11 protein-coding genes are annotated in these 12938 nt (G+C 50.0%); 3 read left to right on the top strand and 8 right to left on the bottom strand.

What is annotated here, in order from left to right:
- Nucleotides 1-107: 107 nt before the first annotated feature.
- Both EGM51_06905 and EGM51_06900 read right to left on the bottom strand, forming a co-directional pair.
- Entirely contained in the window at nucleotides 108-1253 is a 1146-nt protein-coding gene (locus EGM51_06905; protein QBG47138.1) for a class I SAM-dependent RNA methyltransferase, read from the bottom strand.
- A complete protein-coding gene (locus EGM51_06900; GenBank protein ID QBG47137.1) occupies nucleotides 1250-1603 on the bottom strand; it encodes an aspartate 1-decarboxylase in 354 nt (117 codons plus the stop codon). The genes EGM51_06905 and EGM51_06900 overlap by 4 nt, the downstream gene beginning before the upstream one ends.
- Before the next feature lie 218 nt (nucleotides 1604-1821).
- Between EGM51_06900 and EGM51_06895 the strand changes: the two genes are divergently transcribed.
- On the top strand, nucleotides 1822-5025 hold the full coding sequence (locus EGM51_06895) for a hypothetical protein (protein QBG47136.1): 3204 nt from the start codon (nucleotides 1822-1824) through the stop codon (nucleotides 5023-5025).
- Here EGM51_06895 and EGM51_06890 read toward each other — a convergent pair.
- Nucleotides 5020-5619 carry a DNA-3-methyladenine glycosylase 2 family protein gene (locus EGM51_06890; protein ID QBG47135.1) on the bottom strand — a complete coding sequence of 200 codons (600 nt, stop codon included), beginning with the start codon at nucleotides 5617-5619 and terminating at the stop codon, nucleotides 5020-5022. The two genes, EGM51_06895 and EGM51_06890, sit on opposite strands and share 6 nt — an antisense overlap.
- Nucleotides 5620-5646: 27 nt before the next feature.
- Nucleotides 5647-6462, bottom strand: a complete 816-nt coding sequence (locus EGM51_06885) for a 3-deoxy-8-phosphooctulonate synthase (GenBank protein ID QBG47134.1) — start codon at nucleotides 6460-6462, stop codon at nucleotides 5647-5649.
- Between the two features lie 164 nt (nucleotides 6463-6626).
- Between EGM51_06885 and EGM51_06880 the strand changes: the two genes are divergently transcribed.
- Nucleotides 6627-8045: a hypothetical protein gene (locus EGM51_06880; protein ID QBG47133.1), complete on the top strand. Its 1419-nt coding sequence runs from the start codon at nucleotides 6627-6629 to the stop codon at nucleotides 8043-8045.
- Nucleotides 8046-8100: 55 nt separating this feature from the next.
- Here EGM51_06880 and EGM51_06875 read toward each other — a convergent pair whose 3' ends face one another.
- On the bottom strand, nucleotides 8101-9153 hold the full coding sequence (locus EGM51_06875; GenBank protein QBG47132.1) for a uroporphyrinogen-III decarboxylase-like protein: 1053 nt from the start codon (nucleotides 9151-9153) through the stop codon (nucleotides 8101-8103).
- A 192-nt stretch (nucleotides 9154-9345) separates the two neighbouring features.
- Between EGM51_06875 and EGM51_06870 the strand changes: the two genes are divergently transcribed.
- Nucleotides 9346-10149 carry a helix-turn-helix domain-containing protein gene (locus EGM51_06870; protein QBG47131.1) on the top strand — a complete coding sequence of 268 codons (804 nt, stop codon included), beginning with the start codon at nucleotides 9346-9348 and terminating at the stop codon, nucleotides 10147-10149.
- 70 nt (nucleotides 10150-10219) lie between these two features.
- Here EGM51_06870 and EGM51_06865 read toward each other — a convergent pair whose 3' ends face one another.
- The 3 genes from EGM51_06865 to EGM51_06855 form a co-directional block, all read right to left on the bottom strand.
- The gene (locus EGM51_06865) at nucleotides 10220-11221 is read right to left on the bottom strand and encodes a hypothetical protein (GenBank protein QBG47130.1); all 1002 of its coding nucleotides are present in this window, start codon (nucleotides 11219-11221) and stop codon (nucleotides 10220-10222) included.
- A gap of 225 nt (nucleotides 11222-11446) precedes the next feature.
- A complete protein-coding gene (locus tag EGM51_06860) occupies nucleotides 11447-11773 on the bottom strand; it encodes a YceK/YidQ family lipoprotein (protein QBG47129.1) in 327 nt (108 codons plus the stop codon).
- A gap of 498 nt (nucleotides 11774-12271) precedes the next feature.
- Nucleotides 12272-12829 carry a dihydrofolate reductase gene (locus EGM51_06855; protein QBG47128.1) on the bottom strand — a complete coding sequence of 186 codons (558 nt, stop codon included), beginning with the start codon at nucleotides 12827-12829 and terminating at the stop codon, nucleotides 12272-12274.
- Nucleotides 12830-12938: the final 109 nt, after the last annotated feature.

Here is a 12938-nt window from a genome sequence, read left to right as displayed (position 1 = left end):
TTCAATGAAAAAAAGGGGTGTGTAAAAATAGAAATACGAAAAAATGCAGGAAGAGCCGTGATTGCTCTAACTTGATATTCTCAAAAAAGATAAGATGGTGAGCATTTTTAATACAGCTTGTATTTGCAGAGGACGCCGTCGAGGCCGCCGGCGCGGAGTTCGTGTCGCCATTCGGGTTTGAGGCCGAGTTTTTTTACGAGCGTTTTGTCGCCGTAATAAATAAAGGCGGTGGAGCCGGTACATTTCTGTTTCAGGAAATCACCGAATGTTTTCAGTAGCCCGCCCACCTGTTCGGAGTTCCCGAGACGGATGCCGTAGGGTGGATTGGTGACGATAACGGTGTTTTCAAAGCCTTCCAGATCCTGGAAATCGGCACGGCGTACTTTAATGGTTCCGATTTCAGGAAGTTCCGCCCGGTTGGCGCGAACTGCTTTGACAGCGTCGGCATTGAGGTCGGAACCGCGAATCAGACCATCCGCAATATCTTTGGTTTCGTGGTTTGCCTGGGTTTTGATCTGATTCCAGTGGGTGGCATCAAAATCGGGCAGGCGAAGGAAGCCGAATTTTTTCCGAAGATAGGACGCGGGAACGTTGCCGGCTCGCATGAAGGCTTCACAGAGAAGGGTTCCGGATCCGCAGAACGGGTCGTACAGCGGACGTTCGCCGTTCCATTCCGCAAGCTGGAGAATGGCGGCGGCGAGCGTTTCCTGCATCGGAGCTTCGACCGATTCGGTGCGGTAACCGCGTTTGTGCAATGATCCTCCTCCGAGATCGACACTGATACGGGCCTTGTTTTCATGAATATAAAGATTCAGCAGCAGATCGGGGAAGCGGGTGTCGACGTTCGGGCGCTGAGCCGTTTTTTCGCGGAACTGATCGACGATGGCATCTTTGAGGATCTGTCCGGCGTACTGGGAATTCCGGATGTTGCTTTTGGCCACGTTGGAGGTGATGGCAAATGTTTTGTGGAGTGTAAGAAAATCGGTCCAGTCAATGTTCTGCGCGGTTTTGTAGAGATATTTTTCGGAATGGCAGTCGAAGACGATCAGCGGTGCGAGGATACGTGAAAAGATGCGTGTTTTGTAGACGATGTTATACATCGCTGTCGGGTCGGCGCAGAAATAGCAGCCGAGGTAGCCTTTTCGGATTCTGGTGGCACCGAGGGTTTTGAGTTCCGCTTCGCCGCAGGATTCGGAACCGCCGGCAAGCTGACCGAAAAACTGCCGGGTGTTCTGATAGAGGTAGTCGCTCATTTCTGAACGATTCGATTCCGGTCATTCACAAAAACAACGATGGGATCGAGAGCGCGGGCTTCTTCTTCGTCGTAGTTGCCGTAGGAAATAATGATCACTTTGTCGCCTTTGGCCGCCAGCCGGGCGGCGGGGCCGTTAAGTTCGATGGCGCCGGATCCGCGTTCGCCGCTTATGGTGTAAGTGACGAACCGTTCGCCGTTGTTCAGGTTAACGATCTGGACCTGTTCGCCGGGCAGCATGTCTGCGGCATCCATCAGATCCCGGTCGATCGTGATGCTGCCTTCATAATACAGTTCCAGTCCGGTAATGGTGGCGGTGTGTATTTTCGATTTTTTCATGATGCGCTGCATGGCGTTTCCCCGTTTCAAAGGCGCGCATAATGTTCTCGGGCCGCGTTCGCGTCAATATCTGTTTTGAGCGTATTTCCGTTGAAATGTTGAGTTCCTGGGGGTGGAATTTTCGGAATTGGGATTCGATTAGGATAAAAAGCCGAATTTTTTATCGATTTATCTGCTGAAGTGGAGAAAATGGCCCCTATTTCCTGCAGGGAGAAGGTTGCGGATACCGTATGAATGATGAAATTTCATATACTGAAAAAAAGCTGAAAGACTGGGCCGGCTGGCGTGCATTTCGTGATGGGAAGGCGCTTTTTGAGCGCGGCGTGGTCGAAAAAGTGACCTATGAACCTCCCTTTGTCACCGGTCAGCTCAATCTCGGTCCCCGTGGAATGCGGAGTAAATTCGAGATTCTGAAGAACGGTCTGGTGGAAAATCACTGCCCTTGCCGAGATAACCAGGAGCGGGGGCTGATCTGTTCTCATCTGGTTGCGATGGGGCTTGAGGTCCTCAAACAGCATTCTGAGTCCACCAGAAATGAACGGGCTGTGGCGGAGAAAAAACGGATTGACCGCATCGTTAAGGCGGCGGAGGGCACGCGCATCAATCGTGTACGGCAGGATGCGCCCGGAGCGATAGAAGCCGGTCTTTATATTGAGCTTGATAAAGACTGGGAAAAACAGCTTGAAGCGGAAAAGGTTAAAATTCACATCTCAGTGGAGTATGAGAAAAAACGGTGTAAAGCTATGGATGTTCCGGTGGATCTTCCGTTTGCTTTTCCCCGACGCGATGAAAATCTGCTCTATGTACTTGAGGACGTCTGCAACGGTGCGTTGAAGAACGAAATCGAAATTTCCGTCTATGATTTTATCAATATTCTTCGACTCCATCAGGGAAAGACCATTCATCATAAAGGTCGGAAAAAAGGCTACAAGGTTAATAATGAGACGCTGGACAGCGTTCTCGAGATGGATATGGACCGTGAAAACGGCGAGCTGATTCTGAATGTGGTGACCGAACTGCTCAATGGTGAACGGGATCTGTTTCCGCAGTATATCATCGGTCAGAACAGTGGCTGGATTTTCGCTGCAGGTGAGTTTTATCCGCTGAGCAGTATTCTGCCGAAATCGCTGCACGAAGTATATCGTTCGGAGTTGCTGATTCCGCGCGAAAGTGTTCCGGCTTTTCTCATGACGGAACTGCCACAGGCTGAAAAGTTCTGCAAGGTACGTACAGAAATCACCCCCGATCTCTTTTTTATGAAACCGGCTAAGCCGACTTTCCGTCTGGTGGTGAAAGGCAGTCCGGCCTCGCTGGCGGCCACGCTGTATGCGCGCTATAACGAAGAAGTGGAACTGGTGGCTGGACGCGCCGATATGAAAGGGAATTTTGCCATTCCCGATCCGCGCGATCTGTTGAAATACCGGATCCGCAACATGGCTGCAGAAAAAGCGGCCGTGGAAAAGCTGCATAGGGTCGGTTTTGACGGCCGTGCCGGGGACACACTTAAAAATATTGTCGGCCCGCGCGAAGTGCTGAATTTTCTGGGGACGGGTGTGCCGCAGATCCGTCGGTTCGGATGGCAGGTCGAGCTGGAAGGGCGTGTTAAGCCTTTTGCTGAAAAAGCGGATTATGTCACTCCGGTTGTCCACGTGGATGAAACGGAAGATGGAAACTATTTCGACGTCAGTTATGAATACGAAGTAGGCACCGGCAGTGTTTCGGAGCGCGATATTCAGCGGGCATTGATGAAGGGGGATTCATTCATTGAACGCAACGGCCGGACTATTCTGCTCGACGGTGATGCCATCATGCAGGCCCGTGAAGTGTTTGAGGACTGCGCCGTAGGAACCGGTGAACAGCCCGGTTCGTTCCGGATGAGTGGAATCTACGGAAGTTATGTCGAAGCATCGCTGAATGCGCTTGATGGGATTAATATCGAAGCCACGCCCTCCTGGATGGAAAATGCAAAAATCCAGAATGAACAGGTGTCGGTGGAGGAGGTTGAGCTGCATCCTGAGCTTAAAGCCACTTTGCGTTCCTACCAGAAGGAAGGAGTCAACTGGCTGCGGTTTCTGGAGCGTCGGGGTTTCTGCGGTATTCTGGCTGATGAAATGGGGCTGGGTAAAACGTTGCAGACGCTGGCCTGGATTCAGATGGGGCGCGAGGATGATTCGCAACAGGGAAAACCGGCGCTGATTATCTGTCCGACCAGTCTGGTGGAAAACTGGAAAGAGGAAGCCGCTAAATTTACGCCCAATCTCAAAGCATTGATTCTGCATGGCACGGATCGGCACCGGAAGTGGAAAAATATTCCCAAATCGGATCTGGTGATCACGTCCTATGCGCTGATGCGGCGGGATATTGAGAAACATCTTGAACACACTTATTCCATTGCAATTCTGGATGAAGCTCAGCACATCAAAAACCGCACCACGCAGAATGCGCTGGCTGCGAAGAGGATTAAGGCGGATCATAAACTGGTGCTGACCGGAACGCCGATTGAAAACGGGGTGACGGATCTGTGGTCCATAATGGATTATCTGATGCCGGGTTATCTTGGAGATCATAAGGATTTCCGGGAGAATTATGAACTGCCGATTCTCAATGGCGGTGCCGAAGGCGATCTTGCGCAGATCAAATTGCGCCGTAAGCTGCACCCCTTCCTGTTGCGCCGTCTGAAAAAGCACGTGGCCAAAGATCTTCCCGAAAAAATTGTCCGAGTGGCTCCGTGTAAACTTACTCAGGATCAGCACAGGGTTTATAAGCAGCTGCTGGCGGATTCCAAGGCCCGGATTAATGAGATGGTTGAGAAAGAGGGCTTCAATAAGAGCCGGATGGAAATTCTTAAAACCCTGCTGCGCCTGCGCCAGACCTGCAATCATATCGATCTGCTTAAACTTGACGGAGTGAAAAGCAAACATCCGTCGGCCAAGATGGAGCTGTTTTTTGAACTGCTGAATGAGGCCATTGACAGCAAACACCGTGTACTTGTGTTCAGCCAGTTCACCAGTATGCTGGCGATTCTGAAGGAAGAGATGCAAGAGCGCGGTATCAAGTTCTGTTATCTCGACGGCAGTACAAAAGATCGTCAGGATGTAGTCCGTAAATTCAATAAAGACCACACGATTCCGGTCTTTCTGATGAGTCTTAAAGCCGGAGGCACCGGATTGAATCTGACCGGTGCTGATATGGTGATTCATTTTGATCCGTGGTGGAACCCGGCTGTCGAAGATCAGGCTACTGACCGCGCGCACCGTATCGGTCAGAAGCGAACGGTATATTCGGTTAAGCTGATCACCAAAGGTACGGTCGAAGAAAAGGTACTCGCGATGCAGGAACACAAAAAAGGAATTATCGATTCCACCCTTACGACCGACGAACAGGTGATGCAGAAACTCACCTGGGAGGACGTTCAGGAACTGCTGAGTTTATAACGGTTTGTTATTCAGGGCCTGCCAGAGATACCAGCTGGCGGTGGAACGATAGGGCTTCCACTTTTTCCCCAGAGTCGGAAGAAGATCGTTCTGTATCTGTCCCTGATTGTAGAGTTCGCGGGCGGCCCGTTGCAGGCCGGCGTCGCCCAGTGATAAAATATCGGGCCGTTTGAGGCCGAATATCAGGTACATTTCCGCCGTCCATACGCCAATTCCCTTGATCGCTGTAAGCCGTTCAATTGCTTCTTTATCGGTTAAGGTCTGGAGTTTCTTTTTTGTCAGTCCATTCTGAACCGCTTCGGCAATGTTGCGGATGTAAACCGCTTTTGATCTGGAAAGTCCGGCGGCGCGAAGCTGGTCATCGGTCACGCTGGTAACCGATCCGGGGGTCAGCGGTTTTCCGCAAAGTTTCTGTACGCGGCCTTGAATGGTTGATGCGGCTTTTACGGAAAGCTGCTGAGCCATTATGCTTGATGCCAGCATGTGAAAGAGAGAAGCGGTTTTCCGGGCCGGTATCGGACAGGGACCGTGAATTCGGATCAGTTCCGCCATGATGGGATCGACTTTGGCCAGATGTTTTTCTGCGGCGGTCATACGGTTTCGGCTGTGGAGAATCTGCGTTTATTTAATCCGGTCGATCGCATCCAGTTTTTTCCAGAGTCCGGGAAGGTCTTTGGTGGGAATCATATTGGGGCCGTCGGAGAGTGCTTCTGCCGGATTGGGGTGGGTTTCAATAAACATGCCGTCAACGCCGACGGCGGCCGCGGCTTTGGCGAGATAGGGCGCAAAACGCCCGTCACCGCCCGAGGTGTCGCCCTGTCCGCCGGGGGATTGTACAGAATGGGTGGCGTCGAAAATGACGGGATAACCGAATTCCCGCATAATGATCAGACTGCGCATATCGGCAACAAGGGTGTTGTACCCGAAAGACGCGCCGCGCTCGGTCAGCAGGATTTTTCGGTTTCCGGTGGATTCGATTTTTTTCACGACATTCACCATATCCCACGGTGCGGCAAACTGGGCTTTTTTAACATTCACTACCGCGCCGCTTTCTCCGGCGGCCACCACAAAATCGGTCTGGCGGATCATAAAGGCCGGGAGCTGTATTATATCGACCACCTGGGCGGCAATTTTAACTTCTTCCACGCTATGCACATCGGTAAGGACCGGGATATCATATTTTGCTTTGATTTCGGAGAGGATTTCGAGGCCCTTTTCAATGCCCGGACCGCGGAAGGAGTCGATGGAGGTCCGGTTGGCTTTGTCGTAGGAGGCTTTGAAAACGAAGGGAATGTTCTGTTTTTTTGACAGTCTGACCAGTCTGTCGGCAATAGCCATACAGCCTTCGCGGCTTTCAATCACACACGGCCCCGCAATCATGGCCAGCGGATTCTTTCCGCCGAATTTTACGCCCTTCACATTCACCGTTATTCCCATAGCAGCATCCTTGTTGTTTAAACCGAAGAAAACTATGGCGTATTCGCTGAGCGTTACCCAATGCAAAAACTGCGATTTCTGCAAACCAATCCTCTCGATCTGTTCCGGTTCTACGGTATACTTTCCGATTTTGGAAATTCCGGAGTCTGGAAGGAGCGGAAAAGATGAGACTGAAGATGTTGATGGCGATGCTGTTTATAACAGGGGTACTGTGTGCAGAACCGTTTCGCGAAAATGAGCGGGTGGTGTTTGTGGGCGACAGCATTACACATGGAGGGAGTTACCATACGCTGGTGCAGTATTTTTATGCCACGCATTTTCCGCATTTGCGGGTGGCCTGCTTCAATGCGGGGATCAGTGGAGATAATGCGCATGGCGGTGCGCAGCGGACTTCGGCTGACGGGGATGGAATCTGGGAACGTGATGTCCGGAGCTATCGGCCGACGGCGGCCGCCGTCATGCTGGGGATGAATGATGTGGGGGGATGGCAGTTTGAATCGGCCTCCAGTAAAGAAGAACTGATGACGTTTCATGAAAAGCAGCTGGGATGGTATACCGCCAATTATGCAACACTGCTGGATCATCTGGAAGCTCTGGATGTCGATCGGATTTCATTAATCAAATCATCGCCGTATGATCAGACCATGGTGAATGCCAATGCGCGGCCCAATCTGCTTAAATTCGGTTTCGGTAAAAATGACGCCCTTGTTGATTTCGGTAAAAAAGTGATTGATGAGGAAGCGGAAAAACGCGGCTATCCGGTCTGCGATTTCAATACGGTTATGCTGGAAATCAATGCCCGGCAGCAAAAGCGCGATCCGTCCTTTTCGATTGTCGGGCTCGACCGGATTCATCCGGGTGATGCGGGGCATACGGTGATGGGGTATACTTTTCTGAAATTCCAGGGCGTGGAAGGACCGGTGGCAGAAGTTGTGCTGCGTTTGAAGGATCCGGCGGAAAAATGGGCGGTGAAAAATGCTGCGGTTTCCTCATTGCAAACAGGAGCGGGACTGATTCAGTTCGACTATACCGCAAAGGCTTTGCCGCTGGTGCGGCAGAGTTATGAAAAAGCGGAAGGGCTGATTCCGTTTGAAACGGAGTTTAACCGGGAAATGCTGTGTGTAATCGGTTTGGAAGCGGGAATGTATCGTGTGCAGATCGGCGATAAAACCGCAGGACGGTTCAGTCATGAAGAACTCGAACAGGGCATCAATCTGGCGTTGCTGGATACGCCGCAGATGGAACAGAGCCGTGTGGTTTATCTGCTATGTCTGAAACAGAAAAAAATCATGGCCGATATTCGAAACGTGGTCTGGTCGGTGGGCTATCTTTCCAAAATCAAAGGGCACGATGCTTCAGACAAAGATGCGAACCTGGAGATGATCAGGCGGATCAATGACGGTTTCGAGCCGGAAGGTCTGTGGGCTCCACCGGGGGCTTATGAAAAAAGCGTGCTGGAAGGTTATGTCCGTTATATCGACGATTATGCGGATCTTTTCCGGATGCTGGACAATACGGTCAGCAGGATGTACGAAACCGCCGAGCCTATGACGCATCGGATTCGCATAGTAAAGGAGCGTTGAGAACCGGGCGGCAGCGTATTCAGGGTCCCCGATCGGGGACCCTTTTTCTGAAGTTTTATACGGTGGCGGGCAGCTTCAGTCCGTCGCCCGGATACAAGGCCTGATAGCCTTCCTGTGCAAAGGCTTCCTCGATGAAGGCGATCATATTTTCAATTGAGGTGTCTCCTTCAACTGCGTGCGACGGCGAAAAGATGTAGCCGCCGTCGGCTCCGAGTTTAAGTAGATCGCGCGATTCGTTCCGCACATCTTCCACGGTGCCGAACGGAAGTGTTTTCTGCATGCTGAGTCCGCCGTGGAAGGCCAGACGGCCCCGGTACGCGGGAAGAATTTCATGGATATCCATGACTTCCGGCTGGAACGGGTTGAAGCAGTTGAGGCCGGCATCGACCAGATCATCGAACAGTTCGTCGACGTCGCCGCAGGAGTGGATCATTACAAATTTTCCCGCGTCCCGGACTTTTCCGTACATCCGTTTAAGTTGCGGGAGAATATATTCCCTCCAGAAGGTCGGGCCCATAATCAGACCGCTCTGCTGACCCCAGTCGTCGCCGAAGTAGACCGCATCAATGTCATATTTAAGCGCTTCCTCCACCTGAGCCAGGTTGTAGTCGGCAATAGCGGTCATCAGTTCGTGGACAAACTCCGGCTCTTCGATCATATCGATCATCAGATTTTCCATACCGCGCAGGGTCCAGGCTCGTTCATAGAGCGAGAAGCCGAGTTCGAATACACGGAAGCAGTCGGAATAGCTGTTCAGTTTCGATTCAATATTTTCAAAGAAACGTTTGTCGAGCGGATCCGGGAATTCGAAGCCTTCCATCGTCGGTTCCGGAATCAGGATATTTTCACATACTCCGATATCTTTATCGACGCTGCGGTCCCAGATTACGCCGAATACATCCTGCAGCCGGTCGTTACCGAGATCTTCGAAAAAACCGATATCACTGCCGACCCGGACAATGTGGTTGCCTACGGCTCGTTCCAGATCATCCGTGCCGAGATATTCGGCCAGTGCGCGCTCCGGTTCCTCGGTGAATTTATAGGACCACGGAACATACGGCGGCTTTTCGCCGTTTAAAACCATTCGAACCACTTCGCGTTTAGTCATTTTTTTGTCTCCTTCGTTAACACCCGATTGAATTGTGACAGTTGACCTGCGATTCCCTGTCCGTAACAATCTGCCACGTATCACATCAACGTTGTCACGTTTTTAATACGTAATAGTATGTACGTGTTTTTATCCATAGACGCAGATGCTATAGTTATGGACAGAATTGCCGGAGTTGACTAAAACCAGTCCATGAATCGGGATATGGAATATATTTTCAGTGACCGCATGCTGAAGCTGCTGGATCATTTTACCTCGCTGACCGAAGTGCGGATTGCCTTTTTTTCGCTGAAGGGGGAGGAACTCTGTATCGGGCAGGACCGAAGCATTTGCGACTACTGCGCTATGCGCCGGCGGGAGAAAGGGTTTGATAAGGCCTGTCTGGCCAACGATGCCGCCGGCCGCCGAGCGGCGCTGGAGATGATGGACGTCTGTTTTTATCAGTGCCATGCCGGGCTTTACGAGGCGGTGATGCCGGTTTGTGTGGGAGAGGTTCCGATTGGTTTCGCCATGGTCGGCCAGTTCCGGGTGGCCGGTTCGCAGGAAAAAGTCCGTGATGCACATGAAGCGGCCGCGATCGAGAAAATGCCGGTATTTACACGGCAGAAAGCCGAGGACCTGCTGAGTATGTTTGAGGTGCTGATTCAGCACATTACCAGTCATGCATTGGTTGGACGGCGCGACTACGACCTGCTGGATCCGCTGGTCCAGCGGATGCGGCGACACCCCGAGGAAAAACTCAGCCTGAAAGATGCCGCCGGAATCGTCGGGTTGAGTGCCTCGCGGCTTTCGCATCTGTTCACCACCATGATCGGCGTCAGCTTCAAGCAGTATCAGATGTCGCTTCGGCTTGATCTCGCCGATCGGCTTATGAAAGCCAATCCTGACTGGCGAATGGCCCGGATTGCCGAGCACTGCGGTTTTGAAGATCCGCTTTATTTTTCCCGTGCCTACAAAAAACACCGTGGCATTCCGCCCTCCAAAGCGTTTCAATGATGGGGGCATTACGAGTGTGCCGCTTGGTAAGCCGGTTTAGCTCAAATTACCGGACAATGTCCAGACAGGCTCAATGTTCCGGTTCAGATCCATTTGCAAATCTTTCCATGTCGATTAATTCAAATCCACCCATGATCTGAAACGTATCCTTGTACTCTTCCCATCGTTCCTTTGGGGTTCCGGATATGGAAATAACTGCAATGTCTGAATTCATCCAGAACGTGGAATAAATGATATGATAAGGGCCCTCTTCTACCTCAATTCCCTGGCGAGTAAACTTGCCCTGTTTTTCTTTAGGAAATTCGGTGATTACTTTGGTTGAATCCGCCTTTGCTTTCAGGAATGAGGTGCAAAACTCCTCAGGCGACTTCCCTGTACCTTTTTCAATCCCGGCAAACATCTGGATTTTCATTCCCGTTTTATAAGGTGCAGAAGAGCTGTCTTCTTGGGATATAATCCAGCAAAACTGAGGGCCACCGTGATTTTCTGAGTAGTACCAGCCTTCAGGTCTCAGTATTTTTCCCCCAAGCGGCTCCAGCAACTGTATTACATAACCTTCCGGAACATTTTTTTCCGGGTAAGGATTCTTCGGTAGTAAAACAGCAAGGATGTCATCTACAGGAACAGGAGAGGATTGTTTTTCAGCAACAGCTTTCCACGCTTTGGGTATTGGCAGGGGAAAAGAGTCTTTTTGCTCTGAGTTATAATCGACACCTGATAGGGCAAAAGCAAAATAACCCTCTCTAATCCAGGGTGATTTATGTTTTCGCAGCTCGGATGTTACTTTTTCATTTATATTCGTTTTTGAATTCATCACCCAGGCCTTAACTTGACGCCCGTAACCCAATCCAAGGACGATGGATGTTTTTGTTCGTTCCGCATCAGATGGAATTTCCTGTTTCCAAATCTTTTTGACAACATCAATAAATGAGGCAACTTCCTGAACACCTCCGCCAACCCGTTCGCTGATGATGTGTTCAGGCTGATAAAGCACAATTGAAAAGTCGGACTCTGCAAAAATGGAGATCGCCAGGATCCATAAAAAGACAAAGGGGGTTATTATATTTTTCATTCTATCGGCTCGAACGTTAAAAATGAGTCATCGTACCTATAAGCTTCAGTTTGATCGACCGGCGTTTTAACGTTAGGTAGAGACCCTCGATTTGCTGTTATTTTAAGGATACAGATTCCACTTAAGCTCGTGGTCCTAAAATCGAGGTTAATCGCACTTCCGCTCGCCATGGTTGTTATCGACGGACTTGCTAATACATTTGTCTGAGCGTATTCGGTGTCTGACTTAACGGGCGTTGTCATTATAAATTTCATCTGCTGGTTGGAGACATTTTTTATTTCTGCTGAAAATGAAATAGATATCGACTGGAAGTAAGCCGGTGTCGGTAATCAGTGAGATCGGAATGTCAACCGCTGATAACAGGACGAAAACAGGTTCTGCTTCAAAAATTCCAGAGTCCTTAGACCATGTATCTATTAATTGGAAGTCAGTTTGTGTCCCCGGATAAATCGTATAATGACCACCATTGTCATAGCGAAGAACCGTTCCGCAACCGGACAGGAGTATTGTTACGGTAATTAAGCTCAACAGGCTGGCAATTATTCTGATCATTATTTTTTTTTACCCAAACCGCTTATTTTTTATTTCTATTTCAAACAGGATAAAAAAGTCTTAAATTGTACGTGTCGGAATGTCAACTGTAAGCGTGATTGGTAATGCTATTAAGTAACTCTTTCCGCTTTTACTTTCTGAGTAGGATTTAACCCTCAATACCTTTCTGTTAATTAATCCGTCATGACTTTTGTTTTGATTCGGAGTCCTTGTTCTTGGCTGCATTGCTGCGTTCAAAAACTTCAGCTACCCGGTCGGGCAGCTCTTTTTCCCGTTGCCGTCCTGCACCGGGCACGTCTACTTTGCGGCGGTCTCACAGATCGTCTCTGCGCCCCGGATCGCCCTAAGAGCAACCTGGGCCTTAAACTCAGCCGTATGTTTTCGTCTCTGCTTTTTCATAACTCCTTTACCTTCTTATTTGAGGAGCCATGCGCCATAACCTAACTTATCCCGTGGTCCTGAATTCTAAATCCGCCTCTTATCACTACATGTCAGTATCTAGTCGATCTTATGAATCTCATAACGTAACTCGGCCATCCCCGATCCCATTTGGCGAACAGATATCAGTTGGAGAGCCGGGCTTAACACACAGCGTGGAAAAAGTGGTTTACCTTTACCAAGAGTGGCAGAACCAACTTGAACAATAAGTTCATCCAGCAACCCTGCATCGTAGAACTGACCGGCCAGATCTCCACCGCCCACAATCCAAATATTTTTGTCTTTAGCGGCTACTCTCATTTCTTTATGAACCTGATGTACATCCCCATTAACAAAATGGATATCTGTATCATCAATAATGGGTAGCTTACGACTTGAAAATACCCAGGCCGGCTGGCTATAAGGCCATGGTGAACCGGTCTCTTTCGCGACCTGATTTGCATTACGCACCATCCATTCATAAGTTACTGACCCCATAGCCAAGGCACCTACTTCGGCTATGAATTCCGGATAGCTGGAGTTATTAATATCCCCAAGCGGGAAAAGCCAATCCAGAGAATCATCTTCGGTCGCGAGAAATCCATCAAGACTCGCAGCTGTGTAATATTGGGTTTTCATTGTGTGTTTATCTGCTGATTATATCCGCCGTCATACGTTATGGAGAGCTCCGCAGGGGCTGGAGGATGACAGGATGTATACACTGAAACGTTAAAAATGCGGACGGTTT

The organism is Verrucomicrobia bacterium S94, assembly GCA_004299845.1.
Taxonomy (GTDB): domain Bacteria; phylum Verrucomicrobiota; class Kiritimatiellia; order Kiritimatiellales; family Pontiellaceae; genus Pontiella.
This window is presented reverse-complemented; position numbering and strand designations above follow the sequence as displayed.